The 26,221-nt window shown below is 69.5% G+C and carries 25 protein-coding genes and 1 pseudogene; 11 read left to right on the top strand and 15 right to left on the bottom strand.

What is annotated here, in order from left to right; all coding sequences use genetic code 11:
• Nucleotides 1–345: 345 nt before the first annotated feature.
• Together BJQ95_RS00640 and BJQ95_RS00635 are read left to right on the top strand one after the other, a co-directional pair.
• Nucleotides 346–1,905: an NAD(P)/FAD-dependent oxidoreductase gene (locus BJQ95_RS00640; RefSeq protein WP_130177983.1), complete on the top strand. Its 1,560-nt coding sequence runs from the start codon at nucleotides 346–348 to the stop codon at nucleotides 1,903–1,905.
• Between the two features lie 75 nt (nucleotides 1,906–1,980).
• The gene (locus BJQ95_RS00635) at nucleotides 1,981–2,541 is read left to right on the top strand and encodes an SRPBCC domain-containing protein (protein ID WP_130177984.1); all 561 of its coding nucleotides are present in this window, start codon (nucleotides 1,981–1,983) and stop codon (nucleotides 2,539–2,541) included.
• A gap of 3 nt (nucleotides 2,542–2,544) precedes the next feature.
• On the opposite strand, the gene BJQ95_RS00630 is transcribed toward BJQ95_RS00635, so the two are convergent.
• From BJQ95_RS00630 to BJQ95_RS00605, 6 genes are all read right to left on the bottom strand, one after another.
• On the bottom strand, nucleotides 2,545–3,123 hold the full coding sequence (locus tag BJQ95_RS00630; RefSeq protein ID WP_205750131.1) for a thioesterase family protein: 579 nt from the start codon (nucleotides 3,121–3,123) through the stop codon (nucleotides 2,545–2,547).
• 212 nt (nucleotides 3,124–3,335) lie between these two features.
• Nucleotides 3,336–4,892, bottom strand: coding sequence for an IS1182 family transposase (locus BJQ95_RS00625; RefSeq protein WP_130178737.1), 1,557 nt, complete (start codon nucleotides 4,890–4,892; stop codon nucleotides 3,336–3,338).
• An 87-nt stretch (nucleotides 4,893–4,979) separates the two neighbouring features.
• Nucleotides 4,980–6,287 carry an amidohydrolase family protein gene (locus BJQ95_RS00620; protein WP_130177128.1) on the bottom strand — a complete coding sequence of 436 codons (1,308 nt, stop codon included), beginning with the start codon at nucleotides 6,285–6,287 and terminating at the stop codon, nucleotides 4,980–4,982.
• A complete protein-coding gene (locus BJQ95_RS00615; protein WP_130177129.1) occupies nucleotides 6,287–7,033 on the bottom strand; it encodes a nucleoside phosphorylase in 747 nt (248 codons plus the stop codon). The genes BJQ95_RS00620 and BJQ95_RS00615 overlap by 1 nt, the downstream gene beginning before the upstream one ends.
• Nucleotides 7,034–7,138: 105 nt before the next feature.
• Nucleotides 7,139–8,254: an alpha/beta hydrolase gene (locus tag BJQ95_RS00610; protein WP_240694675.1), complete on the bottom strand. Its 1,116-nt coding sequence runs from the start codon at nucleotides 8,252–8,254 to the stop codon at nucleotides 7,139–7,141.
• Between the two features lie 432 nt (nucleotides 8,255–8,686).
• Nucleotides 8,687–9,232, bottom strand: coding sequence for a YbhB/YbcL family Raf kinase inhibitor-like protein (locus tag BJQ95_RS00605; RefSeq protein WP_130177130.1), 546 nt, complete (start codon nucleotides 9,230–9,232; stop codon nucleotides 8,687–8,689).
• Nucleotides 9,233–9,336: 104 nt separating this feature from the next.
• Between BJQ95_RS00605 and BJQ95_RS00600 the strand changes: the two genes are divergently transcribed.
• Both BJQ95_RS00600 and BJQ95_RS00595 read left to right on the top strand, forming a co-directional pair.
• Complete coding sequence (locus BJQ95_RS00600; RefSeq protein ID WP_130177131.1) at nucleotides 9,337–10,236, top strand: rhodanese-related sulfurtransferase; 900 nt, start codon at nucleotides 9,337–9,339, stop codon at nucleotides 10,234–10,236.
• Nucleotides 10,237–10,387: 151 nt separating this feature from the next.
• A pseudogene (locus BJQ95_RS00595) lies at nucleotides 10,388–11,603 on the top strand (MFS transporter).
• Between the two features lie 74 nt (nucleotides 11,604–11,677).
• Here the strand turns inward: BJQ95_RS00595 and BJQ95_RS00590 are convergent.
• Nucleotides 11,678–12,139: a hypothetical protein gene (locus tag BJQ95_RS00590; RefSeq protein WP_130177132.1), complete on the bottom strand. Its 462-nt coding sequence runs from the start codon at nucleotides 12,137–12,139 to the stop codon at nucleotides 11,678–11,680.
• The gene (locus BJQ95_RS00585) at nucleotides 12,136–13,050 is read right to left on the bottom strand and encodes an LssY C-terminal domain-containing protein (RefSeq protein ID WP_130177133.1); all 915 of its coding nucleotides are present in this window, start codon (nucleotides 13,048–13,050) and stop codon (nucleotides 12,136–12,138) included. Before BJQ95_RS00585 ends, BJQ95_RS00590 begins: the two co-directional genes overlap by 4 nt.
• Nucleotides 13,051–13,117: 67 nt before the next feature.
• Here BJQ95_RS00585 and BJQ95_RS00580 point away from each other — a divergent pair, with 67 nt between their 5' ends.
• From BJQ95_RS00580 to BJQ95_RS00550, 7 genes are all read left to right on the top strand, one after another.
• Nucleotides 13,118–14,344 carry a cysteine desulfurase-like protein gene (locus BJQ95_RS00580; protein WP_130177134.1) on the top strand — a complete coding sequence of 409 codons (1,227 nt, stop codon included), beginning with the start codon at nucleotides 13,118–13,120 and terminating at the stop codon, nucleotides 14,342–14,344.
• A gap of 99 nt (nucleotides 14,345–14,443) precedes the next feature.
• Complete coding sequence (locus BJQ95_RS00575) at nucleotides 14,444–15,346, top strand: ATP-binding cassette domain-containing protein (protein ID WP_130177135.1); 903 nt, start codon at nucleotides 14,444–14,446, stop codon at nucleotides 15,344–15,346.
• Complete coding sequence (locus BJQ95_RS00570) at nucleotides 15,343–16,182, top strand: ABC transporter permease (RefSeq protein ID WP_240694676.1); 840 nt, start codon at nucleotides 15,343–15,345, stop codon at nucleotides 16,180–16,182. Before BJQ95_RS00575 ends, BJQ95_RS00570 begins: the two co-directional genes overlap by 4 nt.
• A gap of 69 nt (nucleotides 16,183–16,251) precedes the next feature.
• Nucleotides 16,252–17,265, top strand: coding sequence for an MDR family oxidoreductase (locus BJQ95_RS00565; protein WP_130177136.1), 1,014 nt, complete (start codon nucleotides 16,252–16,254; stop codon nucleotides 17,263–17,265).
• Between the two features lie 60 nt (nucleotides 17,266–17,325).
• Entirely contained in the window at nucleotides 17,326–17,706 is a 381-nt protein-coding gene (locus BJQ95_RS00560) for a DUF1304 domain-containing protein (RefSeq protein WP_130177137.1), read from the top strand.
• Between the two features lie 37 nt (nucleotides 17,707–17,743).
• The gene (locus BJQ95_RS00555) at nucleotides 17,744–18,310 is read left to right on the top strand and encodes a dienelactone hydrolase family protein (protein ID WP_130177138.1); all 567 of its coding nucleotides are present in this window, start codon (nucleotides 17,744–17,746) and stop codon (nucleotides 18,308–18,310) included.
• A gap of 118 nt (nucleotides 18,311–18,428) precedes the next feature.
• Nucleotides 18,429–19,010 (top strand): helix-turn-helix domain-containing protein, encoded by a 582-nt coding sequence (locus tag BJQ95_RS00550; protein WP_130177139.1) that lies wholly within the window; start codon nucleotides 18,429–18,431, stop codon nucleotides 19,008–19,010.
• A gap of 15 nt (nucleotides 19,011–19,025) precedes the next feature.
• Here the strand turns inward: BJQ95_RS00550 and BJQ95_RS00545 are convergent, their stop codons facing one another.
• From BJQ95_RS00545 to hemQ, 7 genes are all read right to left on the bottom strand, one after another.
• Nucleotides 19,026–19,874, bottom strand: coding sequence for a hypothetical protein (locus BJQ95_RS00545; RefSeq protein ID WP_205750080.1), 849 nt, complete (start codon nucleotides 19,872–19,874; stop codon nucleotides 19,026–19,028).
• Nucleotides 19,875–20,060: 186 nt separating this feature from the next.
• On the bottom strand, nucleotides 20,061–21,392 hold the full coding sequence (gene hemL, locus BJQ95_RS00540; RefSeq protein WP_130177140.1) for a glutamate-1-semialdehyde 2,1-aminomutase: 1,332 nt from the start codon (nucleotides 21,390–21,392) through the stop codon (nucleotides 20,061–20,063).
• Nucleotides 21,389–22,372, bottom strand: coding sequence for a porphobilinogen synthase (hemB, locus tag BJQ95_RS00535; RefSeq protein WP_370688403.1), 984 nt, complete (start codon nucleotides 22,370–22,372; stop codon nucleotides 21,389–21,391). Before hemB ends, hemL begins: the two co-directional genes overlap by 4 nt.
• Before the next feature lie 210 nt (nucleotides 22,373–22,582).
• Nucleotides 22,583–23,368, bottom strand: coding sequence for a uroporphyrinogen-III synthase (locus BJQ95_RS00530; RefSeq protein WP_240694597.1), 786 nt, complete (start codon nucleotides 23,366–23,368; stop codon nucleotides 22,583–22,585).
• Nucleotides 23,365–24,318, bottom strand: coding sequence for a hydroxymethylbilane synthase (hemC, locus tag BJQ95_RS00525; protein ID WP_130176413.1), 954 nt, complete (start codon nucleotides 24,316–24,318; stop codon nucleotides 23,365–23,367). Before hemC ends, BJQ95_RS00530 begins: the two co-directional genes overlap by 4 nt.
• A complete protein-coding gene (locus BJQ95_RS00520) occupies nucleotides 24,315–25,409 on the bottom strand; it encodes a ferrochelatase (protein ID WP_130176414.1) in 1,095 nt (364 codons plus the stop codon). Before BJQ95_RS00520 ends, hemC begins: the two co-directional genes overlap by 4 nt.
• Nucleotides 25,409–26,173, bottom strand: a complete 765-nt coding sequence (hemQ, locus tag BJQ95_RS00515) for a hydrogen peroxide-dependent heme synthase (protein ID WP_130176415.1) — start codon at nucleotides 26,171–26,173, stop codon at nucleotides 25,409–25,411. Before hemQ ends, BJQ95_RS00520 begins: the two co-directional genes overlap by 1 nt.
• Nucleotides 26,174–26,221 lie beyond the last annotated feature (48 nt).

Here is a 26,221-nt window from a genome sequence, read left to right as displayed (position 1 = left end):
TGCACGCTGTTGAGTTCTCAAGGATCGGACGCACCCGACTTCAAGCCTGAAAGGCTGTCGCTCCGGGGCACTTCGATGTTGTTCTTGTTGTCTGCCGGGCTTCCAGTAATGGAATTCGAAGCAAACTTCATCAAGCTCTACAAGGCGAAGAATCGCTTTATTTTCTGCTTGGATTTGGTCCCGCTTGAGGCCGGAAGCTCTGCGGCTTTCCGAACCTGTGGGGTGACGAGAGATGACATTACGGGGATTCTGAGGGGGTCGCAAATCCCTTCCGCATCCCGGGCGTGTCGCACGGGCGAGGATAGGGTCGACAGGTCAGCATCGTCGCTTGAGAAGGGCTCTCCCATGGACACCACGCACGACATCGTGATCGTCGGAGGTGGCCATAACGGCCTCACCGCCGCCGCCTATCTGGCCGCTGCCGGGCGGAGCGTACTGGTGCTCGAGCGCGACGACCACGTGGGCGGGGCCGCGGTGTCCGCGGCAGCGTTCGCGGGGGTGGATGCCCGACTGTCCAGGTACTCCTACCTGGTGAGCCTGCTCCCCGCCCGCATCATCGACGAACTCGGCCTGTCGATCGAACTGGCCAGGCGCCGGTACTCGTCGTACACCCCTGATCCCGCCGACCCGGCCACGGGACTGTTGGTGGATGCGGGTGACGCCGAGGCGACCCGGGCGTCCTTCGAGCGGATCGGCGCCGCGGCGGACATCGCGGCATGGCAGCAACTGGGCGTGGACCTCGGGCACCTCGGCCGTGCGCTGTTTCCCACGGTGTGCGAACCGTTGCCCACCCGCACCGAGGCTCGCCGGCTGGTCGGTGACGACGCCCTGTGGGACGAGTTCATCGAGCATCCGCTGGGCGAGATGCTGAACCGGCGTTTCTCGAACGACCTGGTGCGCGGGGTGGTGGCCACGGACGGCCTGATCGGCACGTTCACCTCGGTGCACGACACCACGCTGGACGCGAACCGTTGCTACCTGTACCACTCGATCGGCAACGGTACCGGCGACTGGGACGTGCCCATCGGCGGCATGGGCGCGGTGACCGCAGAGCTGGAGCGGGTGGCCCGACAGGCCGGGGCGCGCATCCTCACCGGTGCCGAGGTCACCGGCATCGATCTCGACGGCACGGTGCGCTACCGGAACGACACCCGCGAGGAGAGCGTTGTGGGCGGCCATGTGCTGGCGAACGTGGCGCCGTGGGTGCTGGACGGCCTGTTGGGGGAACGCCCGCCCGGCACCGTCAAGCCGGAGGGCGCCCAGGTCAAGGTGAACCTGCTGCTTCGCCGGCTCCCCCGGCTGCTGGATGCGACGGTGCCCCCCGAGGCCGCGTTCGGCGGCACCTTTCACATCAACGAGACCCTCAGCCAGCTCGAGGCCGCCTTTCGACAGGCCAGCACGGGCCGGATTCCCGAGCTGGTGTCCTGTGAGATCTACTGCCACTCACTGAGCGATCCGAGCATCCTCTCGCCCGAGTTGGTGGCGGCCGGCGCCCAGACCCTCACGGTGTTCGGCCTGCACACCCCCGACCGGCTCACCCGCTCGGACAACACCGCAGCGCGGGCACAGCTGCAGGCGGCAGTTCTGGCCTCGCTCAACTCCGTGTTGGCCGAACCTGTCGAAGACCTGCTGCTCAGGGATGCCGACGGCCGGCCCTGCATCGAGATCAAGACCACCGCTGACCTCGAGCAGGCGCTGAACCTGCCCGGCGGCGACATCTTCCACGGGCTCCTGTCCTGGCCGTTCCTGGAAGACGACGCCCCCAGGGACACGGCGGCCCAGCGCTGGGGTGTGGCCACCGGTCATCCGAGGATCCTGCTCTGCGGAGCCGGCGCCCAGCGCGGCGGCGGGGTCAGCGGTATCGGCGGGCACAACGCCGCCATGGCCGTCCTCGAGGGCGACTGAGGACTCTGGCGGCTGCCCCGAACTAGGCATAGCCTCAGAGGGAAGGCTCGTGTTTCACTCAACGTGGAGGTCACCATGCCCACTTCGCCCCTACCCGGCCCGCCGGATGTCGCCCATGCCACCGGAAGACTCGCCCACCGCGCCGACGGGCTCTACTTGCTCTTCGACCGCATCTTCCCTGCGCCCGCGGAGTCGGTGTGGGAGGCCGTGACCAAGCCTGAGGCCCTGCACGGCTGGATCGGCACCTACACGGGGTCCCCACGCACCGGTGCCGTGCGGTTCCGGATGGAATCGAAGCACGATTCCCAGTGGGAGTACGTGAGCATCCTGGAATGTGTGGAATTCAAGAAGCTGGCCTTGGACATCGGCGAGGGTGAGGACGCCTGGCGGGTGATGGCGCATCTGACCGAGGGATCGGGCAAGACCGTGCTGACCTTCGGGCTGCGATTGCACTCCCCGGCAGAGGCCGCCACGTTCGGACCGGTCTGGGACTACTACCTCGATCGTTTGGTCGCATCGCGGACCCACCACTCGCTGCCGTCTTTCAGCAAGTACTACCCCGCGCTGAAGAGCCACTATCAGGAGCTCCTCGTGCCCAAGCCGGCTCCGGCTCCGGCGGGCGAGGATCTGGCCTAGCCGCTACTCCCAGACACTGGGGGCCGGAGCCCGGGTGGCCGGCATTGCCACGTCGGCGCTCCATTCGAGCAGCCAATTCGGAACGGTCACTTCGTCGGGCACGGCACCGACGGCATCCGTGAGTTCGTCGATGGTGACCACGCCGCCCGTGCGCTTGAGAAACCGGCCCCGGATGAAGCCGCGGGCGTAGACCTCGACCTCGCCGGGCGTTGCATCCGGGCCTTCGACGGGTCGCACAAAGCGCTGCTCGACGTAGACGGCCTTGTCGTCGAAGCCCAGGATGCGAGACTCCACGGTGAACCGCTGGCCGAGGGTGAGCGACTTGCGGAAGCTGATGGTCTCGGCCACCACGACCGGATACCAGCCCTTGGCCTGGAAGATCGCCCAGATGCCGGTGCGGTGCAGCATGTCGAATCTGGCGATGTCCATGATCGACAGGTAAACGCCGTTGTTCATGTGCCGCAGGGTGTCCTGGTCGGTGGGCAGCGTGATGAACCGCGTGCGGGCGACGTCGTAGTGCCCGAGGCGCGGACCGAAGCGTGACAGCAGAGTGTGAAGCAGGGTTCGGAAGAACATGTGCACCCGATGATGCTAGGAGGGCGCTGAATATTAGGGGTCCAGTTGCCTCGGCGAGTTCTTAGAGTGTTTTTTTGCTCCGCTGTGGGGCGTTGTGCGGTCGACTGAGCGATCGGCCACGATGGTGGGATCTCGCGTCGGGGCTGATCGATGGGGCCGTAGTGGGCGGCTCTGCCGCCTGGGACCGTGCGCCGAGGTGGTCCTCGTGCGTCGGGGTGTTATCCAAGGGCCCAAACCCCGTTCTGGCTGGTCAAACCGAGGTTGAGGAGCCGTTTGAGATTGATCGCGGCAGCACGGATCACCCACCCCGCATTGTTCTTGGCAACGCCGCGGTAGCGGACCCGCCGGGCCCCGCGCGTCATCCACGCCAGCGTCCGTTCAATCATTGGACGGTGCTGGCGATAAAGGGCTTGAAAGTCCGGGTCCTGAGCGGTGACGCGGTGCTCCCGGCGAACCTGATCCAGCGGATGAATCTGCATCTTCTTGCCGGACTTCGCGGTGGTGCACTGCGCCATCAGCGGGCAGGCCTGGCACGAACTACCAAAACTGGCCCGTCGTTTCGGGCTGAGCGACCGGACGTTCCCGGCCGGGCAGGTCACGGTCTGCAGGGTTTCATCCACGGTGAAGTCATCGATGGTGAATCCGCCCGGAACGGCTCGGCCCAGCGGCATCGGCTTGATGATCGGCCGGTGCCCAGCGGCATGAATCTCGGTCAGGAGCCCGCCGCTGCCATAGGCCGAATCACCCAGCACGTCAATGTTTTGCTCACCGATGCTGACGTCGGCCGCGAGCAGCTCGCCGCCGCGAGCCGCGTCGCTGTTTTGCGAACCAGAGGCTTTCGTGAGCATTGCCGCCGTCACCAACCCGGTGTCGGGCTCCGCGTTGACGTGGGCTTTATAGCCGTCGATCTTTTTCTGGCGGCTCTTGTGCGCATGGCGGGCATCAGGATCGACGGTGGAAATCACCCGGTCGGGAGCGACCCGGCGGGCGATCCGCCACCGCCCGTCGGTCCCGTCGGACCCGTCGGCGGGTTCCACGTCTTGGCCGGCGACCAAGGCAAGCAGCGCGACGGTTTCCTGCTGCTTCTTGTTGAGGATATGGACGTTGATGCTGCCCAGCAGAGCGAGAGCATCGGTGACCAGGCGGGAGACGAGCTCGTCGCGGGCGTCGCGGTCGTCCCACGCAATGTCGGGCTTGCCCGGCTGGGAGTAATCATGGCCGGTCAAGCCGGCGACGCTCACGTCCGCGCCGGGGATCTCCCGGCCAACACGGCGGATCTGTCCGACCAGCTGCGTGACGGTGTCCTGCCGGGCAACCGCATCCTCCAAAATTGTTGAGTCCAACGCCCGGCGTTTGCGCCCCGACAATGCTCCGGACTGGGCAATGACCGCGGTCACGGCCTCAAAAATGCGGTGCGGCCGGTCACTGGCAGCCAAGCGTTTGCGCCAATAGACCAGCACGGTCGGGTGGAAAGAGGTTTCAGTCAGCGCGAACCCGCAGGCGGCTTTCCACCGCAGGTCATACGTCAACGCCTCGGCCGCTTCCCTGTCGGAAAGGTTGTGCAGTGTTTGCAACACCATCACCGACGCGATCACGTCCGCCGGTATTGACGGGCGGCCGTTCTGCGAGGAAAACAAGTCCGCAAACGCATCGTCGGGAAACAGCTCCCGACGGTGCGCTGCAAGGAAAGCGAACACCGATCCAGGCGGAAGCAAGTGCCCCGCTACGGCATCGACATCGTAAATCTCACGCTGACCATCATCACAACCCTGCATCACCCCAGTCTTAACGACCAAGAGCCGACCCGCCGCAGGCGCGCCTTAAATAAGCGACACCCGCACCCAAAGTTGTTCAGCGGCCTCCTAGCGGGCGGCGGCCTCCGAAAGCTCGCGCAGGGCCGTGTCCTCGTCGATGGTCTGCAGCACCCGGTCGCGCAGCACGATCCGGCCCCGCGCAACGGTGTGCCGCACGTCGGTGGCCGTGGCGGCGTAAACCAGTGCGGACCAGGGGTCGCGAGTGGGCTGCGCGTTCAGGGTCGCGACCCGCACCACCTGCAGGTCGGCCTGCATGCCGGCCTCGATGGTACCCACATCCGCCAGCCCCACCGCGCGAGCGCCGTCGACGGTGCCGAGTCGCACGGCTCGTTCGGCACTGATCATGGTGGGGTCGTTCGTGGTGCCCTTGTGCAGCAGGGCGGCCATCCGCACGGCCGCGAACATGTCGAGGGCGCCGGCGGATGCGGCCCCGTCGGTGCCCAGGGCCACGGCGGCGTCGGCGGCGAGGAGTTCGGGCACCCGGGCGATGCCGCAGCCCAGCTTGAGGTTGGAGATCGGGCAGTGCGCCACGGCGGCGCCGCTGGCCGCGATGCGGTGGATCTCGCCGTCGGTGAGGTGCACGGCGTGAGCCAGAACCGTCTGGGCGGTGAGCAGCCCGGCTTGATCGAGCACGGCCACCGGCCGGTCACCGTTGACCTGCGTCGCCATCGCCACCTCGCCGTGGCTTTCGGAGGCGTGGGTGTGCACGCGGGCCCCGACGTCGTCGGCCAACGCGCGGATGCTCTCGAGCTGCCCGCGATCGAGCAGGTACGCGGAGTGCGGCATCACCCAGAGGTCCTCGTCGGGGGTCTCGGCCCGGTTGTCGGCGAGGATGGCGCGTGCCTCGGCGAGCATGCCGGCGAAATCGCGGCCTTCCGGGTCTTGATTGCCCATGAAGATCGGGCCGTTCAGCAGCCGGAAGCCCGCCTTGGCGGCGACGGCGCGGCTGGCCCGGGGAAACCAGTACATGTCCAGGGCCGTGGTGGTGCCGCCCGCCAGACATTCGGCGATGCCGGCGCGGGCGCCGATCGACACGGTCTCGGCGCTCAGGGTGCGCATCTCGGCACCGATCATGCGTTCGAGGAAGACTTCGAGGGTGACATCGTCGGCCGCGCCCCTGAACAGGTTCATGGCCAGGTGGGTGTGGGTGTTCACCCAGCCGGGGGCGATCACGCAGCCAGGGCTCTCGAGCACCTCCCCTGCCACGAAGCGGGCAAGCAGGTCGACGGCCGGCCCGACGCCCACGATCACCCCGGCCCGGATGGCGACGGCGCCGGCCTCGACGACGGTGCCCGCGGCGTCGACGGTGAGCACGGCATCCGCGGTGAGGATCAGGTCGACCGGCTCGGCGGCCATCAGACGAGCTCCGGCAGGGCCACGAGGGCGTCGAGCGTGACGGCGATGCCGCGGCCGACGCCATCCGCCACCACCGTGCGGTGCGGGTCGTACCCGGTGGTGTCGACGAGGTCGTCAGCGGTGGCGCCGTCGATCACGAGGCCACCGCCGGCGCGTACCCCGCGGGTGGAGGCGAGCACCAGCAGGGCGGATAGCTCCATCTCGATGGCGAGCACGCCGAGTTTGACGTAGCCGGCCTGGTTGAGGTCGATGATGCCCGGGTAGAAGGCCGCCCGGGTCCAGACGACGCCGCGGTGGTGCGGGGCGTCGTGCCGCCGGGCCGCGTCGGCCAGCGCGATCACGACCTCTGCGCTGGCGGCGGCGGGATAGCTCTCCGGCACAAGCTGGTGGGTGACGCCGTCGTCGCGCACGCAGGACTCAGCGATGATCAGGTCGCCGTCGCCGATACCGCGAAGCAGGGCGCCGGCGGTGCCGAGCCGGATGATGGTGTCCACGCCGGCATCCATCAGCTCCTGGAACAGGCAGATCGCCCCCGGCGCGCCGACGCCATGCGAGGAGACGATGACGGGGGTGCCGTTCCAGTCACCGACGAATGAGCGGTACTCGCGTTGGTGAGCGACCTCACGCACGTTGTCGAGCTGGTGGGAGATCTGCTCGGCCCGGAACGGGTCACCGACCACGAGTGCGCGGGTGGGCAGCCCGGTCTTGGGAAGTCCGGTCACCGGGAACGTGTCGGCCTGGCTCATCTGTGCTCCTTTGGGTGGCGCGGCCCGGATGGCCTGGCAGGTACCGAACTTGTCTACCATGCCCACGCGCGCAGGCCGGCCGCGCCGCCGGGGAGCCGGCCGGAACTAGGCCGGGACGGGTTCGCCCGGAGCAGTCGCGGTCAGCGCGTGCGCGGCCTGGGCGGGCAGCGCCGCAACAGTGCGCACGAATGAACCCAGTCGGCGGTAGACCTCCTGCGATTCGGGGTGCCGGGCATCCTGCTGCCAGGTGTGCCGAGTGTTGGTGCGGTGCCGCCCGTAGATCACGGTGTCGGCCAGGATGGACCGGCGCCGCAGCGCCTTGATGAAGTTGAGATTGGCCCGGTAGAAGTAGTCGCGCTCCGAGGTGGTGATGAAGACCGGCGGGAAGCCCTTGTCGAGCCACTCGATGGGCGAGAGGAATCGGGCGGCGTCGCGCAGGGACATGCCGCGGCTGCGCTCGGGCAGCAGCATCCGCAGGAAATTCAGGCTGAGCACGAATCCGCGCTCGAACATCACCGAGAAATCGGCGATGCTGCAGTGCTGCACGAGTCCGCGCAGGTGCTCTGGCTCGACCTGCAGGTCGAGGTTGTAGTGCGCGGCGAGGTCCTCGTCGTGGGCCGCGGCGGTGAGCAGGGCCGCGATGTGCCCGCCGGCGGAGTCGCCGCCGATGACGATGCGGGTGGCGTCACCGCCGTAGTCGAGGATGTTGCGCTTGACCCAGGTGAGCACGGCGTTGGCGTCGCTCAGCATGTGGCCGATCTTGAAGCGGGTGGCCATGCGGTAGTTGGCGTTGACGACCACCATGCCCTCGACGGCCTGGCTGGCGGCGTACTTGGTGAGCGGTGCCTTGTCGCCGGAGGTCCAGCCGCCGCCGTGGAAGTAGATGTAGACGGGGAGCGGGTCTCTGCTCGAGCCCGCGACGGGCCCGTGCTGAGCGTCGTGGCTGTCGCTGTCGTGGCGCTCGTGCGGCACGAGGACGTCGAGGCGGTGGTCGCGGATGCCGTCGCCCACGTAGTCGAGGTCGAAGTTGTAGTCGACGTCGTCGATCGGGTCGGCGTTGAACTTGTGCAGTTCCCCCGGCGCGATTCGCGTCATGAGGGCTTTCCAGAGCCAGACCGGCACCCTGGACAAACCGGTCTCCCGGTGCGTGAGGTGCGAGTTCGCGGCAGGGCCGGCGGCGGGGTCGAAGCTGTTGCTGGACTGGGGGGAGGTGTGGAACATGGTGCCTTACTGCCGAGGAGGCGCTACCGGATGCGGCGTCGAACTGCCGATCTGGCGTTGGTAGCGCTTGCATCGTTTTGTGCCGCGAGACGACGTTAGGCGTCACACCCTGAGATCACCTGAGAATCCCTCAGTGCCGGTGTGGGCTCGACCGGGGTCGCCTGCAACCGGTGTGGGCTCGCACCGAGCGCTCTGGGCCGGCTCTCCAGCGCTAGGCGGGTAAGGCGCCGCTGCGCGGGTGGCGCGCCACCCGCCTAACGGCGCCTACCCCGCCCAGCGGCATCCGGCCCCTGGAACGACCGGGTGCGCGCGCCTTGCCCCGCCCGGCGGCATCCGGCCCCTGGAACGACCGGGGGTGCGCGGCGCGCGGCACCCGGCGGCATCAGATTGCGGCAGGCAGGCAGGCGCCGGCGAGGGAGCGAGCCCGGCCGGCTAGGCAGCCGCGGCGGCTCCTCCGGCCACACCGGTGGCCTCGAGCACCGCTCGGGCCAGGGTGTGGAAGTGCACGTTGAATCCGAGCACGGCCGGTGTCGCGGCGGGGTCGACGCCGAGGTCCACGACATCCAGGGCGTGGAGCACGAACTGGTAGCGGTGTGTGCCCGTTCCGGGCGGCGGGGCGGCACCGATGAAGGTGGGCTGGCGCTCCTCGTTCGGCATCACGACGGCGCCCGCGGGCAACAGGGGCGAGTTCTGGACTCCGGCGCCGGTGGGCAGGCTGTTGACGTCGGCGGGAATGTTGAACACCGCCCAGTGCCAGAATCCGGACCCGGTCGGGGCGTCCGGATCGAACACCGTGAGCGCGAAGCTCCGGGTCTCGGCGGGAAAGCCACTCCAGTGCAGGTCGGGCGAGACATCCGCACCGCCGGCGCCGCCGCCGTACTGGGCGGCAGCCAGCGGGCCGCCGTCGGTCATCACCAAACTGGTCAGGCTGAACAGGGGCACCTCGCCGAAACGGGCGAAGGGATCGGTCGTGGGCATACACACTCCATTGCACTGGTGGCGATCTGGTGGACTCAGCCTACGTGGAGCAGCATCCCGGCGCACCGCTCCTGTCGCGCGTGCACCGGCCATAAAATGTGGGGATGGCCATCCCGAAGATCCTGCTCTACTACGTCTTCACCCCGCTCGCCGACCCCGAGGCCATTCGCCTGTGGCAGCGTGACCTCTGCGAGTCGCTCGGCCTGCGCGGCCGTATCCTGATCTCGAAGGACGGCCTCAACGGCACCGTGGGCGGCGACCTGCCCGCGCTCAAGCGCTACGTGCGCAAGACCCGCCAATACGCCCCGTTCGCCGAGATCGACTTCAAGTGGAGCGAGGGCACCGGCCTGGATGTGGCCGGGGCGACCCTGGACTTTCCGCGCCTGGTTGTCAAGGTGCGCGACGAGATCGTGAGCTTCGGCTCACCGGAGTCCCTGAGCGTGGACGCCGGCGGCGTCGTCGGCGGGGGCACCCGCCTGGCTCCGGCCGAGCTGCATGCCCTGGTCGCCGAACGCGGTGACGACGTGGTGTTTTTTGACGGCCGCAACGCGTTCGAGGCCGAGATCGGCCGGTTCCGGGGCGCCGTAGTGCCGGATGTGGCTAACACCCGCGAGTTCGCGGCCGAGCTCGACAGCGGCAAGTACGACCATCTCAAGGGCCAGCCGGTGGTGACCTACTGCACCGGAGGCATCCGCTGCGAGGTGCTCTCGTCGCTGATGAAGGACCGCGGCTTCGGCGAGGTCTATCAACTCGAGGGCGGCATCGTGCGTTACGGCGAGGCGTACGGCGACGACGGCCTGTGGGACGGCTCCCTGTATGTGTTCGACCAGCGGATTTCGGTGGACTTCAGCGATCACGCCGCGGTGTTCGGGCACTGCCAGGTCTGCGGCGCAGGCACCAAGAACATGCTCAATTGCCGGGACCTGTCCTGCCGGGAGCAACTCGTGATGTGCCTGGACTGCGTGGCCCTGGCCGCCCCGGCCTGTGCGGCGCACGCCGCCTGAGCCGACCCGCGGGACCGAGCCGACAGCCATCCCGCAATGTAGTTGCTTGCGCCCTTATCTAGCGTATGCAATCATTTATAGCGCGCCTGCAACTATCTGCGCACACCATGCGGACGTGCAAGAACCCGCCCAGAAACCTGAAGGATTTTTGATGCCCATTGGATTGATCGCACTCGCCCTCGGCGGTTTCGGGATCGGCCTGACCGAATTTCTTCATCGCCGGCCTGCTGCCGGAGGTGGCCGCCGACTTCGCCGTCACCGAGGCCGCCGCCGGCTGGCTCATCTCCGGGTACGCCCTGAGCGTGGCCGTCGGCGCCATCCTGCTCACCGCCGCCGTGACCCGGTTGCCCCGCAAAAACGTGCTCGTGGGCCTGATGGTGCTCTTCATCCTCGGCAACCTGGTCTCGGCCCTCGCCCCCAGTTACTCGATCATGCTGCTCGGCCGCATCATCGCGGCCCTCTGCCACGGCGCCTTCTTCGGCATCGGCGCTGTCGTCGCGGCCAGCCTGGTGCCGGCGAGCAAAAAGTCCGGCGCCATCGCCATCATGTTCACCGGCCTCACCCTCGCCAACGTGCTCGGGGTGCCGTTCGGCACCTTCATCGGCCAGAGCTTCGGCTGGCGGGCCACCTTCTGGGCCATCACCGCGATCGGCGTCATCGCCCTGGCCGGCATCGTGGCGCTGGTGCCCCGCGCGACCGATGACACCGCGCACGTGAGCAACCTGCGCGGCGAGCTGCGTGCGTTCAGGTCGGGCCAGGTCTGGCTCTCGCTGGTGGTCACCGTGCTCGGCTTCGGCGGCATGTTCGGTGCCTTCACGTACATCGCCTACACGCTCACCGAGGTGAGCGGATTCTCCAGCGCGGCCGTGCCGTGGCTGCTCGTGGTCTTCGGCGCCGGCCTGTTCGTGGGCAACATCCTCGGCGGCAAGGCCGCGGACCGGCGGCTCGACCTCACCCTGGTGGTGCTGCTGATCGGACTCACCGTGGTGATGGTCCTGTTCGCCCTCACCGCCGCGAACCCCGTCGCGACCGTGATCGCGCTGGTGCTGATGGGCGGGTTCGGCTTCGGCACCGTTCCCGGCCTGCAGACCCGCATCATGCTCTACGCCGACACCGCGCCGACCCTGGCCTCGAGCGCCAACATCGCCGCGTTCAACGTGGGCAACGCCCTCGGCGCCTGGATCGGCGGCATCACCATCAGCGTGGGCCTGGGCTACACGTCACCGCTCTGGGCAGGAGCCGCGATCACCGCGGCCGCGGCGATCGTGATGATCGTCGCCGCCACCCGCCGCAGCGTGCTCACTCCGGCGAGCGCCGCGGCGAGCGCCGCGACGACCGCCGCCCCGCTCGTCAGCACCGGTTCCTGACCTCCCCGAATCGACGGCCCGAACACCGGCTTGCGGATCGGCCCGACCCGGTCGAGTTCGCCGGCTGTCCCGGTTCATCGCTCCGCCCTGGCGGCCCTGGCGTAGTGGCGCGCCTTCGTGCTCGAGAGCGCCAGCAGGATCAGGATGTCGATCGTGACGCTCACCAACGAGGTGCGCAGGGTGATCTGGGCGCCGTTCAGGGAATAGTCCGCGAACGAGATCAGGATGCTCACCGAGGCGAACGACATTGCCACCACCCGGGCCCAGTTGCGGCCGGTGAACACCAGCCCGGCCAGGCCCAGGTAGAGCAACAGGTACACCCCGTACACCGCCAGAATCGAGCCCAGCACCACACCCGCGGTCTGCGACCCGGGCTTCTGGCCATCCAGCACGATCGTGGCGGCGAAGGTGTCCCAGGAAACAACGACCGTGAAGATGACGAACCCGCCGGACACGACCCGGGCGCACATCAGGAGCACCCCGCCGACCACCGAGGCGGGGCGCCTGATCCCGGCGGGGGCTCCGGAGGTCGTCACGACAGCCCGGTGAGCTCGATGACGGCGCCGGGCTCGCCGCGCGCCGGCGTTCCGGGCTCAGGTTCGCCGGTCCGGTCTCCGGCCGGCGGCATTCCGCGTAGGTCGATCACCGGCAGATCTCCATCCGTCTGGATGCTGTCGCCGCCGCCGTTGCGGGAGTGATAGCCGGTGGCGAAGTCCCGCAGCAGCACGATGCGGGTCTCCGGCGCCGCCTGGCGGATGCTGGCCACGATGTGGTCGCGGTCGATGTCGGTGTGCTCGTCGATCTTGTGGGTGACCTGCAGCGTGAACAGACTCAACCCCACCGACCGGTCGAACGTGCCGGCCGCCAGCCAATCCACCCGGTGCCCGCCGGGCAGCATCCACCCGTCTGGACAGCGCCAGAAGCGCACGTGGTGGCGTTTGGCCGGATTGTCCGCCACCTCCTGCTGGTAGGCGAAGTCCTGCACCCTCTCAAAGAGCAGCAGCGGACTCACCGGCGCCTGCAGGTAACTGCGCCGGCGCACCGTTGCCGTCACGATGCGCCAGCTCGAGGCCAGCGTCACGTCGTCCGCTCGGATCCAGCCCGCCGCGGCGAGCGCCGCGTGCAGCTGCTCGGCGCTACCGGTGACCGCGAGGTTGACCGGGTCGCCGAGCAGGCCGTCGCTCGTGCGGGTGCGGCCGATGAAGTAATCGGGCACGTAGAGCCTGGTGAGGATGCGGTGCAGCCTCGGCAAGACCAGGTAGGCCAGCAGCGCCCAGAAAAGTACCGCGAACCAGAGCAGCCCCCAGCCCAGGGCCAGGCTCTCGGTGGCCAGCAGCACCGCCAGCCACACCGACGCGAATCCGGCCAGCACGAAGAAGAACGAGTCGACAACGGCCCCGGGCGAGACGCGCCGACGACCGGATGGCCCCGCCGCGATCTCTGGCATGGCGCCATCGTAGTTCGGTGCCGGCGTGCGGGGTGGGTGTCCGGCGGATCAATGCTTGGATGGCGGGGTGACCTACGACGTCGAATCGATCCGCGCCCACTTTCCCGCACTGTCCGCCGGAACCGTGCACTTCGACAGTCCGGGCGGCACGCAGACCCCGCGGAGCGTGGGGCAGGCGATTCTCGACACCCTCACCGGCCCGCTGTCCATCCGCGGTCGCCGCAGCCTCTCCGAGCGAAACGCCGACGACGCCGTCACCGGGTTTCGTTCGGCGATGGCCGACCTTCTCGGCGCCGACCCGCTCGGCATCGTCTACGGGCGCAGCGCCACCCAACTCACCTACGACTTCTCCCGCCACCTCGCCCGGGACTGGGGCCCCGGCGACGAGATCGTGGTGTCGCGGCTCGACCACGACGCCAACATCCGCCCGTGGCTGCAGGCCGCCGGTCACGCGGGTGCAACAGTGGTCTGGGCGGACTTCGACCCCGCCACCGGGGAACTGCCCGCGGCCGCAGTGGCCGCGGTACTCACCGACCGCACCCGCCTCGTCGCGGTGACCGCCGCCTCCAACCTGATCGGCACCCGGCCGCCGATCGCCGAGATCGCCGCCGTGGTGCACCGGGCCGGGGCACTGCTCTTCGTCGATGGCGTGCATTACGTGCCGCACGCATACGTTGACCTCGCCGCGCTCGGCGCCGACTTCTTCGTCTGCTCGCCGTACAAGTTCTTCGGCCCGCACTGCGGGGTGCTCGCGGCCGACCCGGCGCGTCTGGCCGGCATCCACCCCGACAAACTGCTGCCCTCGACAGATGCGGTGCCTGAGCGTTTCGAACTCGGCACCCTGCCCTACGAGACCCTGGCCGGGGTCATCGCCGCGGTCGACTTCCTCGCCGGCCTCGGCGAGCTGGCCACCGGGGTGGCACCGCGCCCCAGCGTCAGCCGCCGGGAACGCCTCCGCACCTCACTGCGACTGGCCGAGGCGCATGAGGATGCCCTCCGCGGCCGGCTGGAGACCGGACTGGCCGCCCTGCCCGGGGTGACGGTGTATTCCCGCTCCGCCGAGCGCACCCCGACGGTGCTGGTGGGATTCGCACACCGGCCCGCCGCCGACGCCACCGAGTTCCTGTTCGAGCGCGGGATCCTCGCCCCCTCCGGCTCGTTCTACGCGCTTGAGGCCTCCCGGCACCTGGGCCTGGGCGAGACCGGGGCGCTGCGCATCGGCCTGGCCCCGTACAGCACCGACGGCGAGATCGACGCGCTCCTCGCGGCCGTCACCGAGTTCGCGCCCCGCTGACCGCCTTCGGCCCTGATTCTGTCGGCCTGGCCGAAAAAACCCCGGCGGACCGGCCCGTTCTCCCCATAAGCTGGGCACCAAGCAACAAAGGGGACACGGATGCCGATCGGCGCTGTCATCGAATTCACCAACATCACCAAGAGGTTCGGCCAGATCACGGCGGTGGACGACCTGTCCTTCACCGTCGAGCCCGGCCGGGTCACCGGCTTCCTCGGCCCGAACGGCGCCGGCAAGACCACCACACTGCGGATGCTGCTGGGCCTCGTCGCCCCGACGTCGGGCACCGCCACCTTCGGCGGGCTGCGCTACCGCGATCTGCCCAGACCGCTGAACACCGTCGGCGCGGCCCTCGAGGCCGCCAGTTTCCACCCCGGCCGCACCGCCGCCCATCACCTCGGCGTGTACACGACAGCCGCCGGCATTCCTCGCACCAGGGTCGCCGAGGTGCTGCACACCGTGGGACTGGCCGAACACGCCACCCAGCGGGTCGGCGGCTACTCGCTTGGCATGCGCCAGCGCCTGGGCCTGGCCTACTCGCTGCTGGGCGATCCCGGCGTGCTGGTCCTGGACGAACCGATCAACGGCCTCGATCCGGAAGGCATCAAGTGGATCCGCGGCTTCCTCAGCAGCATGGCTGCCGAGGGACGCACCGTGCTGGTCAGCTCCCACCTGCTCAGCGAGGTGCAGCAGAGCGTCGACGACGTCATCATCATCGCCAAGGGCGAGCTGGTGCACTCCGGCCCGCTGTCCAGCCTCGATACCAACATCGCCCCGCAGGTCATCGTGGACTCCCCCGACCGGGACGCCCTCGTGACCGCCCTCACCGAGGCAGGACTGGCCTTCACCTCCGGCCGCACCGGCCTGATCGTCGCCGTGCCCGACCCCGGCCAGGTGGGACATATCGCCTTCGCCGCCGGAGTCGAACTGAACGTGTTGCACCGGCAGAAGGCGGGCCTGGAAGAGTCCTTCCTCGCCCTCGTCGAAGGAGGCGACTCGCTGTGAACCTGATCCTGCGCCCCGTGGCCGCCGAATTCAGCAAGATCCTGACCACGCGGATGTGGTGGATCCTCGCTCTCGTCCTGTTCGGCTACATCGCCCTGATCGCGGGCGGCCTGTCCGCCCTGTTCGGCGGCCTGGACAGCGGTGTCATCAGCCCCGATGCCGTGAACAGCGGCGGCGGCACCGCCGGCCTGACCGGCCTGGGCAGCTTTCCTCCGTTGATCTACAGCTTCGCCGCCTCGGTCGGCTACGTGTTCCCCGTGCTGCTGGGTGCGCTGGCGACCACGGGTGAGTTCCGGCACCAGACCCTCACCCCCACGTTCCTCGCCACCCCGAAGCGCGGCCGGGTGCTCGGTGCCAAGACCGTGGCGTTGTTCGTGATGGGCGCGGCGCTCGGTGTGGTGGCGCTGGCCGCGTCCGTCGGGATCGGCGCGCTGGTGCTGGGCGGTTTCGGGATCGACCCGCTTCTGGCCGACGGTGAGACCTGGGGGCTGATCGGCCGCACCGTGCTCGCAATGGCGATCTGGGCCGTGATCGGAGTAGGCCTGGGGGTGCTCGTGCCCAGCCAGGTGGCCTCGATCGTGATCGTGCTCGCGTTCACCCAATTCATCGAACCCCTGCTGCGCTTCGCGTCCACCTTCACCCAGATCACCGCCGACATCGGCAAGTTCCTGCCCGGCGCCGCATCGGACGCCCTCGTGGGAGAGAGTTTCTTCACCCTGGCCAGCCCAGGCGGAGCGCTTCTGACCAGCTGGCAGGGCGGCCTGGTGCTGCTGGCCTACGGGCTGCTCGCCACGGTCGGTGGCTACTTCATCAGCTGGAAACGCGACGTCACCTAGGCAAGTTCCGGGCAGAAAGGCCCGGTATCCGCCCGGATCCGGCACTGATCCCGGGTCTAGGGTGAAGGCATGGCTGCTACCGAGTTCCGCGCGATCATCGTCACCCGTACCGAGGATGAGTCGGGCAAACGCACTCAATCCTCGGCCCTGACCACGGTCGGGAACGACACCCTGATGGACGGTGATGTCACCGTCGGGGTGGAATTCTCCAGTATCAACTACAAGGACGGCCTGGCCCTGCTGGGCCGGCCCGGCGTGGCCAGGGTTTGGCCGTTGATCGCGGGCATCGACCTGGTCGGCACCGTCGAGTCGAGCTCCGACCCCCGCTGGGCCGTCGGCGACAGAGTCATTCTGAACGGCGCGGGCATCGGCGAGAGCCACCACGGCGGCCTCGCGGAGCGCGCTCGCGTCTCCGGTGGCTCCCTGGTTCGGCTGCCGGAAAGGGTGAGCGCCTCGCGTGCCGCCGCCATCGGCACCGCCGGTTTCACGGCCATGCTGGCCGTACTCGCCCTCGAACGTGGCGGGGTGACCCCTGACTCCGGCGATGTGCTCGTCACCGGCGCGGCCGGGGGCGTGGGCTCCATCGCCATCGCCTTGCTCGCGGCGCGCGGCTACCGGGTGGTCGCCTCCACCGGCCGCGGCGGTGAGCTCGGCGACTACCTGCGCGGGCTGGGAGCGGCCGAGATCCTCGACCGGCACACCCTCGACGAGGCCGGCAAGCCCCTGCAGACCCAGCGCTGGGCCGGGGCCATCGATTCCGTCGGCAGCTTCACCCTCGCCAACATCCTCGCCCAGACGCACCAGGGCGGCGTGGTGGCATCCTGCGGCCTGGCCCAGGGCGCCGACTTACCCACCACCGTGATGCCCTTCATCCTGCGAGCCGTCACCCTGGCCGGCATCAACTCGGTCGAGGCCCCGCTGCCGCTTCGCGAGGAGGCCTGGGCGCACCTCGCCACCGACCTCGACCTCGATCTGCTCGACAGCCTGACCTCGGTCATAGGGCTGGAGGACGCGTTCGCCGCCGCCGCTGACATCCTGGCCGGCCGGCTGCACGGCCGCACCGTCGTCAGCGTGCGACGCTGACCCCGCGTATCGCACGGGACGCGCCCTCGCGGGCCGGCGACCCCCGGCTAGGCTGACGGAATGGGCCTCCTCGCATCCGTTTTCGTCGCACTCGCGGCCGTCCTGCACGTCTACATCTTCCTGATGGAGAGCGCCTGGTGGACCCAGCCGAAGATCTGGCAGCGCTTCGGCCTGGCCAGCCAGACCGAGGCGGAGACAACCCGGGTTCTGGCTTACAACCAAGGTTTTTACAACCTCTTTCTGGCGGTCGGCGCCGTCATCGGACTGTTCCTCTACTTCGGCGGGCCTGAGCAGGCCGGGGCGGCACTGATCCTGTTCAGCACGGCGTCGATGTTCATAGCCGCGATAGTTCTGACCACTTCGGGTTCCGGCAAGGTCAGGTCTGCCCTCACCCAGGGTACGCTGCCGCTGATCGGATTCATCCTCTTCCTGTTCGCCTAGAGATCCCGGCCGGCAGGACCCCGCCGAAAGGACCGTTGTGACCCACGTCATCCTCTTCCACCACGCGCAAGGCCTCACCGAAGGGGTGACGGACTTCGCCCAACGCCTGCGCGACGCCGGCCACAACGTCGTCGTGCCCGACCTCTACGACGGCCTCACCTTCGACACCATCGACGCCGGCGTCGCGCACGCCGAGAAGACCGGCTTCGACACCATCATCGAGCGTGGCGAACGGGCCGCGGATGCGATGGGGCCGGATACCGTCTACGCCGGCTTCTCGCTGGGCACCCTGCCCGCCCAGAAGCTCGCCCAGACCCGCAGCGGCGCCCTCGGCGCGGTCCTGTTCCACGGCGGGGTTCCGGCCGCGATGTTCGGGTCGGACTGGCCCGCGACGGTGGCGCTGCAACTGCACGTGACCGCGGAGGACGAGTGGATCGAGTTGCTCGAGGTGGAGCAACTGGCCGAGGACGCCGGGGCTGCCGAGCTGTTCATCTACCCGGGCTCGGCTCACCTGGTCGCAGACCCCAGCCTCAGCGAGTACGACGAGGAGATCGCCGAACTCATCCTGGCGCGCACGATCGCGTTCCTCGACCGCCTCGCCTGAGTCCGCGAGAGCGGCCGTGTGGCTGCCTCGGTGCGCTGAGCAACCACAAACTCGTTTTCGCGGGACGAGGCTCGCACGAGGAGCGCAACTTGGCTTGCCGATCTGGCACGATATGAGGATGACCTCAAACACGCCATCCGTCTTGCAGACCGTGGGCGCCCGGCTCCGCGCGCTGCGCCTGCAGAGCGGGCGCACTCAGGCGCAACTCTCCGCGGCCACCGGGATCTCCGAGAGCACCCTCTCGCGGCTTGAGTCCGGACAGCGCAAACCAGCCCTGGAGCTGCTGCTGGCCCTCTCCGCCGCCCACGACGTGACGCTCGACGAGCTGGTGCGCTCACCGGCCGAGGACGACCCGCGCCTGGACCAGCGACCGTTCACCCGCCACGGCCGCACCTTCGTGCCGCTCAGCCGCACCGCCGCCGGGCTGCAGGCCTTCAAAGTGATCATCCCCGGCCGCACCAGCGACGAGCCGTTGGAGCAGCGCACCCACGAGGGCTTCGACTGGTTCTACGTGCTCAGCGGGCGGCTCCGGCTGGCGCTCGGTGAGCACGTGATGCTCCTCGGGGTGGGTGAGGTCGCCGAATTCGACACCCGCGTGCCGCACGCCTTCGACAGCGCGGGGCCGGAGCCCACGGAGATCATCAGCCTGTTCGGCCAGACCGGCGAACGCATCCACGTGCGGGCCAGCACCGTTCGCTGACCCGGCAGGGGTGATCTAGGCGGATGCCTCGGGCCGGTCGGCAGACTCCGCGAGAAGCTCCGCGGTCGGGTCGGCGACCGGCTCGGTGGTGGGGTCGACGGCCGGGGCCACCTTGGCGCGGGATGCCCGCTTGGCCGGCTTGACCGGCGCAGAGAGGTCGACCGGCGCTGCGGGGTCGGCCGAACCGGCGACGTCAGCGGACTCGGCCGAACCGGCGGTTTCAGCGAATTCGGCGGCCGCGACGGCCTGGGCCGGACTGACCCGCTTGGCGGGCTTGGCAGGCTCGGAGGGCTTGGCGGGCTTGGCACGAGAAGTCGGCTCCGCAGTGTCGGTCTCCTCGACCGGCTTGACGAGCTTGGGGGTACGCGTGCGTCTGGCCGGCTTTACGGGTGCGGTCGGTGCGGTCGGTGCGGTCGGCTCGGCCGACCCGGCCGACTCGGCCGGCGTCGTGGTCTCGGTCGACTCGGCCGACGGCGCGACGGACTCGTCCAGTTCCGGCACGTCCTGGGCGTCGGTGGCTTCGAGCTTGAGCGATGCGATGAGGTCTGGCGCGTGGTTGGTCGACAGGATCACCCTGGCGAAATCGTCGCCGGTCAGGTCGATCACGACGGCCTGGCGGCGGCGCTTGATGGCCAGGAAGTCCTTGCCGCCGTGGAACTTCCACACGCCGACGGCCACGACCAGTGGCACGAGTGCGCCGGGGGCACGGATGCCGCGCACCCAGATCCACGGATCATCCGTGATCGTCACCGACCGGATGTTGTCCCGCTGGATCACCACGTTCTCTCGGCGGAAGGCCAGCGTTTTCTCCGCGGGCGTCAGGTGAATCTCCAGCCGGTCGGGATGTACGCGCAAAGAAGCCATTGCCCCAGTCTGCCCGGTCCGACTGGAAAACCCCCTGTCGCTAACTCACAAAGCCGTAACGCCGCCGCGGTGGAACCTGCCCAGAAACCCGGCTAACTGGTGCCCGTGCGGACAAATGCACCCGGTGCGCCGGGTGCAGTTGTCCGCTTCGGGAACAGTTAGCGGAAGGCCTGGCCGTCGACCGGGCTAGACCGCGGGGCGGGCCTCGGCGGCGGCCTTGGCCGCTGCGGGCAGCGCCTCGAGGATCTTGCCGATCGAGTCGCCGTCGTGCGCCGCGGAGACGAACCAGGCCTCGAACACCGACGGCGGCAGCGAGATGCCGCTCTCCAGCATCGAGTGGAAGAACGGCCCGTACCGGTAGGTCTCCTGGAGCTTGACCTCCGCGTAGCTTCGCGGCGGGGCGACGGCCGCTTCCTGGCCGAAGACGAAGCTGAACAGGTTGCCGGCGTGCTGCACGCTGTGCGCCACACCCTCCGCGAAGAGCGCGCTCGAGACGGCGTCGGCGAGCAGCTCGGCGGTCTCGTCGAGCCGCGCGTACACGGTGTGGTCGGCCGCCGTCAGGGTGGCGATACCAGCGGCCACGGCCACCGGGTTGCCGGAGAGCGTTCCGGCCTGGTAGACCGGGCCGGCCGGGGCCAGGAAGTCCATCACGTCGGCACGGCCGCCGAGGGCGGCGACCGGGAGCCCGCCGCCGATGACCTTGCCGTAGGTGAACAGGTCGGGTGTGTAGCTCTCGCCGTCCGCCGCCTGCAGCGCCCAGAAGCCGCCGGAGTGCACCCGGAAGCCGGTGAGCACCTCGTCGACGATGAGCAGCGCGCCGTACTCGTGCGCGAGGTCGCACAGGGCCGCGTTGAAGCCGGCATCCGGGGCGACGACGCCCATGTTCGCGGCGGCGGCCTCGGTGATCACGGCGGCGATCTGGCCGGGGTAGGCCTCGAACGCGGCACGCACGGCGCCCAGGTCGTTGTACGGCAGCACCAGGGTCTGCGCGGCGGTGGCCGCGGTGACGCCGGCCGAACCGGGCAGGGCCAGGGTGGCCAGGCCGGAGCCGGCCTCGGCCAGCAGACCGTCGGAGTGGCCGTGGTAGTGGCCGGCGAACTTGATCAGCAGGTCGCGCTGGGTGAAGCCGCGGGCCAGGCGGATGGCCGTCATGGTGGCCTCGGTGCCGGTGGAGACCAGGCGGAGCTTCTCGATCGCGCCCACCCGGCTCTTGATCAGCTCGGCCAGCACGGTCTCGCCGGGGGTGGAGGCACCGAACGACAGGCCCAGGGCGGCGGCCTCCTGCACGGCGGCGACCACGGCGGGGTGCGCGTGGCCGAGGATCGCCGGGCCCCAGGAGCTGACCAGGTCGACGTACTCGCGGTCGTCCGAGTCGGTGACGTACGCCCCGGCCGCCTTCACCAGGAACAACGGGGTGCCGCCGACGGATCGGAAGGCGCGCACCGGCGAGTTGACGCCGCCGGGGATGGAGAGCTGGGCGCGGGCGAAGAGCTCGTCGTTGTGCGTGGTGCGGGTCATCGGGCATCCGTTTCGGTCAGCCAGGCGGCAAGTTCGACCGCCCAGTAGGTGAGAATGGCGTCGGCGCCGGCCCGGCGGATGCTGAGCACCGACTCCTCGATGGCGCGGCGGCGGTCGATCCAGCCCTGCGCGGCGGCGGCCTCGATCATGGCGTACTCGCCGGAGACCTGGTACGCCCAGACGGGCACCGGGCTCTCGGCGGCGACCTCGGCGAGCACGTCGAGGTAGCTGCCCGCGGGCTTGACCATCACGACGTCGGCGCCCTCGTCGATGTCGATGCGGGCCTCGCGCACGCCCTCACGGCGGTTGGCAGGGTCGAGCTGGTAGGTGCGGCGGTCGCCGACCAGGGTGGACTGCACGGCCTCGCGGAACGGGCCGTAGTAGGCGGAGGCGTACTTGGCCGAGTAGGCCAGCACGGCGGTCTCGGCGTGGCCGGCGTCGTCGAGGGCGGCACGCACCGAGGCGACCTGGCCGTCCATCATGCCGGAGAGGCCGAGCAACGCCGAGCCGGCCTCGGCCTGGGCCAGCGCCATCTCGTTGTAACGCAGCAGGGTGGCGTCGTTGTCGACGTGGCCGTCGGCGGCGAGCACGCCGCAGTGGCCGTGGTCGGTGAATTCGTCCAGGCACAGGTCGGTCTGCACCACGAGGGCGTCGCCCACCTCGGCGACGAGCGCGCGGGTGGCGGCGTTCAGGATGCCGTCGGGATCGGTGGCTCCCGTTCCGGTGGCGTCGCGCACCGCGGGCACGCCGAAGAGCATCACGCCGCCGATGCCGGCCGCAGCCGCTTCGGCCGCGGCGCGGCGGGCCCCGTCGATGCTGTGCTGCACAACGCCGGGCATCGAGGAAATCGGGGTGGAGTCGTTGCCCTCACGCACGAACATCGGCAGGACGAGCTCGGCGGGGTGGACACGGGTTTCGCTGGCCAGGCGGCGGAGTGCGGGGGTGCTGCGCAGTCGTCGCGGGCGGATGACGGGGGTTATCACCCGACCAGCCTAGGCCTCCCGCCTGAGTGCGGGCACGGCAGGCCGAACCCGCCCGGCCGCCCCGCCCCGCCCCGCTGAGGGGAGCACTACTCCTGCAGAATTCAGGCGGCGGGTTAGACTTCCGCGGAATTCCGGTATCCGCTGCCCAGCGACCCGGAAATTGCAGGAGTTATGCGCAACGACCGGGCCGTGGGGTGAGGGGGTGGGTTAGAGGTCGCGGGGGGCCAGACGCACGAGGGACTCGATGAGGGACTCGGCGCTGCGCTCGTCGGCGACGACGTCGACGCGCAGGCCGATGGCCGCCGCATCCTTCGCCGTGCGCGGGCCGATGCAGGCCACCAGGGTGGTCTCGGGAATGGGACCGAGCTGGTCCTGCACCTGCTGGGCGACGCTGCCGCTGGTGACCAGCACCGCGTGCACCCGGCCGGCCTTGACGTCGGCCAAGACCCGGTCCGAGACCGGGACGCCCACGGTGCGGTAGGCCACGACCGACTCGACGTTGTGGCCGATCCGGCGCAGGCCCTCGGTGAGCAGCGGCTTGGCGATCTCGGAGCGCAAGGTGAGCACGCGCAGAGGGATGACGCCGTGGGTGGCGGCCTCCCAGTCGGCGAGCAGGCCCTTGGCGGAGTTGTCCTCTGACGGGACGATGTCGACATGGTAGCCGGCGGCCACGAGGGCGGCCGCGGTGGTCTCACCGACGGCGGCGATGCGGGTGCCCGGTGCCACGACGGCGCGGTGCGAGGAGAGCACGTCGACGGTGGTGGCGCTGGTGACGGTCATCCAGTCGAATTCGCCGGCGGCGAGCTTGGTCAGCGCCGTGTCGAGGGCGGCGGCGTCGTCGGTGGGGGCGAAGTTGATCATCGGTGCGACGACCGGCAGGGCGCCGCGGCTGCGCAGGTTGGCGGCGACCTGGTCGCCCCAGGGCCCGCCGCGGGGAACGAGGACGCGCCAGCCGGCCAGCGGTTTGTCGGGGTTGTGCCGCACGGCGCTCACGAGGTCACCGACAGGGGGGCGAACTCGGCGGCGCCGCCGGCCAGGAGATCGCGGGCGGCGCGTTCGGCGACGTCGAGGGCGGCATCCTGCAGGTCGGCGGTGGAGTGCGATTCGGGAGTCGCGGCGTGGGAGGCCGTGATCCGGCGGGTGCCGTCCGGGCTGTACACGGTGGCGGTGAGAAAGAGCAGGCCGTCGTCGATCACGGCGGTCGCACCGATCGGCGCGGCGCAGCCGGCCTCGAGCCGGGCGAGAACGTGGCGCTCGGCCGTGACGGTGGCCTGGGTGGTGGCGTGGTTGAGCACGGCGAGGGCCTTGGTCAGCAGGCGGTCGGGCTTGCCCTGGCGCACCTCGATGGCCAGGGCGCCCTGGCCGGGCGCGGTGGGCCAGTCGGAGAGCTCGAGGTAGTCGGTGGCCATGTTCTCGAGCAGGCCCAGCCGGCCCAGGCCCGCGGCGGCGAGCACGACGGCGTGCAGTGTCTCGTCGGTGACCAGGGCGAGGCGGGTACCCACGTTGCCGCGTATGTCGACGACCTCAAGGTCCGGTCGCATTTCCCGCAGCTGCGCGGCGCGGCGCGGCGACCCGGTGCCGACCTTGGCGCCCTCCGGAAGCGTGGCGAGGGTGAAGCCGTCACGGGCGCAGAGCACGTCCCTGGCGTCGGCGCGTTTGGGCGTCGCCCCGATGACCAGGCCCGCGTACGGGTCGGTGGGGAGGTCCTTGAACGAGTGCACGACAACGTCGCATTCGTCGTTCAGCAGCGCCTCACGCAGGGCGCTGGCGAAGACGCCGGTTCCGCCGAGGCTGGAGAGCGACTCGCGGGACACGTCGCCGTGGGTGGTGATCGGGATGATCTCCACGTCCCCGCCGACGGCCGCCTGGATACGATTCGCGACCGCCGAGGTCTGGGCCATGGCCAGGGCGCTGCCCCGGGTGCCGACGCGGATCACGCTCACGGCGCCATTCCAGCGACCGCCGGCTTGAAGCCGAGGCGCACGTTCTCGCAGCAGCCCGGGCGACAGACGTCATACCAGGGGCCGAGGTCGGTCAGGGCGGGGCGGTCCTCGGCTGGCACGTCGTTCAGACGTTCCTCGACGAGGTCGATCAGACCGCTCACGTAGACCGGGTCGGCGCCGGGGGTGGGCACCCGCACCGAGAAGAGGCCGTGCTCCTTGGCCGTTTCGGTGGCCTCGTTGTCGAGGTCCCACATGACCTCCATGTGGTCGCTGACGAAGCCGAGCGGCACGATGACGACGGCGCGGATGCCGCGCGCCGGCAGCAGCGCGATGGCGTCGTTGATGTCGGGCTCGAGCCACGGCATGCTTGGCGGGCCGCTGCGGGACTGGTAGACCAGCTGCCACGGGGACTCGAGGCCCTGCATGACCACGTCGGCCACGGCCATGTGCTGGGCTGCGTAGGCGCCGTCAGGGCCGAAGCCGCGCTCCGCTGGGCCGCTCTTGGCGGCATCCGTGGACGGGATCGAGTGGGTCGAGAACAGCACCTCGACCTCGCTGGCGAGGTTGATGCCGGGGATCTGGGCCTCGATATCGGCCAAGCCCTGGCGCACGCCGGTGATGAACGGGGTGACGAAGCCGGGGTGGTCGAAGAACTGGCGGATCTTGTCGATCTGCACCGTGCCGGTGAGCCCGGTGGTGTCCAGCGCCTGGGCGAAGTCCTCCCGGTACTGGCGGCAGCCGGAGTACGAGCTGTACGCGCTGGTGGCGATGGCCAGCAGGCGGTCCTGGCCGTTGGCGTGCGCCTCGGCGATGGTGTCGGGCAGGTAGGGCGCCCAGTTGCGGTTGCCCCAGATCACCGGCAGGTTGATGCCGCGGCGGTCCAGCTCGGCCTGCAGGGCGGCCCGCAGCACGCGGTTCTGCTGATTGATCGGACTGATGCCGCCGAAGTGACGGTAGTGCACCGCGACCTCTTCAAGGCGCTCTTCTGGGATGCCGCGGCCGCGCGTGACGTTGCGCAGGAACGGGATCACGTCGTCCTGGCCCTCTGGTCCGCCGAAGCCGGCGAGCAGGATGGCGTCATAGCTTGTCATTACTGCAGCACCTCCACGAGCTCGGCGGTGCTGATGCGACGGCCGGTGTAGAACGGCACCTCTTCACGCACGTGCATGCGGGCGTCGGTGGCGCGGAGCTCGCGCATCAGGTCGACCAGCTCGGTGAGCTCGTCGGATTCGATCGGCAGCAGCCACTCGTAATCGCCCAGGGCGAACGACGAGACGGTGTTGGCGATGGCCCCGCGGAATGCGGCACCCTTGCGGCCGTGGTCGGCGAGCATCCGGCTGCGCTCGGACTCCGGCAGCAGGTACCACTCGTAGCTGCGCACGAACGGGTAGACGGTGAGCCAGCCCTTGGGCTCGACGCCGCGGAGGAAACCGGGCACGTGGCTCTTGTTGAACTCGGCGTCGCGGTGCACGCCCATGGCGTTCCAGGTCGGCAGCAGGCTCTTGAGCAGACGGCTGCGGCGCAGCTCCCGGTTGGCCCACTGCAGGGTCTGGGCCTCGTCGGCGTGGGTCCAGAGCATCACGTCGGCGTCGGCGCGGAGGCCGGAGACGTCGTAGATCCCGCGCAAGGTCACGCCCTCGGCTTCGACGAGGGCGATGATGTCGTCCAGCTCGTCGACGAAGCGCGGCACGTCACGGCCGTCGAGGTCGTCGGGGTTGGACGGGTCCTTGCGCAGCACCGTGAACAGGGTGAATCCGGAGGGGGAAGCCTCGGTGGGTTCAGCCTCGGACGAGGTGTGTGATTCGGGGGTGGGCACGGTCTTGTCTACTGCCTCTCCGGCAGCCGGGTGAGTCATGTGTACTAGTCTCTACCGCTTTGCCCGGAGAGCCAAAAGTAGCCCAGC

This window comes from Cryobacterium sp. SO1 (assembly GCF_004210215.2).
Classification (GTDB): domain Bacteria; phylum Actinomycetota; class Actinomycetes; order Actinomycetales; family Microbacteriaceae; genus Cryobacterium.
The sequence above is the reverse complement of the archived record's forward strand: the minus strand, read 5'-3'. Positions and strand labels throughout refer to the sequence as shown.

Bases quoted from the DNA above. Each gene is read 5' to 3' on its own strand.
- BJQ95_RS00640 (WP_130177983.1), top strand. From the start codon at position 346: ATGGACACCACGCACGACATCGTGATCGTCGGAGGTGGCCATAACGGC.
- BJQ95_RS00635 (WP_130177984.1), top strand. From the start codon at position 1,981: ATGCCCACTTCGCCCCTACCCGGCCCGCCGGATGTCGCCCATGCCACC.
- BJQ95_RS00625 (WP_130178737.1), bottom strand. From the start codon at position 4,892: ATGCAGGGTTGTGATGATGGTCAGCGTGAGATTTACGATGTCGATGCC.
- BJQ95_RS00620 (WP_130177128.1), bottom strand. From the start codon at position 6,287: ATGGCCGCCGAGCCGGTCGACCTGATCCTCACCGCGGATGCCGTGCTC.
- BJQ95_RS00615 (WP_130177129.1), bottom strand. From the start codon at position 7,033: ATGAGCCAGGCCGACACGTTCCCGGTGACCGGACTTCCCAAGACCGGG.
- BJQ95_RS00610 (WP_240694675.1), bottom strand. From the start codon at position 8,254: ATGTTCCACACCTCCCCCCAGTCCAGCAACAGCTTCGACCCCGCCGCC.
- BJQ95_RS00605 (WP_130177130.1), bottom strand. From the start codon at position 9,232: ATGCCCACGACCGATCCCTTCGCCCGTTTCGGCGAGGTGCCCCTGTTC.
- BJQ95_RS00600 (WP_130177131.1), top strand. From the start codon at position 9,337: ATGGCCATCCCGAAGATCCTGCTCTACTACGTCTTCACCCCGCTCGCC.
- BJQ95_RS00585 (WP_130177133.1), bottom strand. From the start codon at position 13,050: ATGCCAGAGATCGCGGCGGGGCCATCCGGTCGTCGGCGCGTCTCGCCC.
- BJQ95_RS00575 (WP_130177135.1), top strand. From the start codon at position 14,444: ATGCCGATCGGCGCTGTCATCGAATTCACCAACATCACCAAGAGGTTC.
- BJQ95_RS00565 (WP_130177136.1), top strand. From the start codon at position 16,252: ATGGCTGCTACCGAGTTCCGCGCGATCATCGTCACCCGTACCGAGGAT.
- BJQ95_RS00560 (WP_130177137.1), top strand. From the start codon at position 17,326: ATGGGCCTCCTCGCATCCGTTTTCGTCGCACTCGCGGCCGTCCTGCAC.
- BJQ95_RS00550 (WP_130177139.1), top strand. From the start codon at position 18,429: ATGACCTCAAACACGCCATCCGTCTTGCAGACCGTGGGCGCCCGGCTC.
- BJQ95_RS00545 (WP_205750080.1), bottom strand. From the start codon at position 19,874: ATGGCTTCTTTGCGCGTACATCCCGACCGGCTGGAGATTCACCTGACG.
- hemL (WP_130177140.1), bottom strand. From the start codon at position 21,392: ATGACCCGCACCACGCACAACGACGAGCTCTTCGCCCGCGCCCAGCTC.
- BJQ95_RS00520 (WP_130176414.1), bottom strand. From the start codon at position 25,409: ATGACAAGCTATGACGCCATCCTGCTCGCCGGCTTCGGCGGACCAGAG.
- hemQ (WP_130176415.1), bottom strand. From the start codon at position 26,173: ATGACTCACCCGGCTGCCGGAGAGGCAGTAGACAAGACCGTGCCCACC.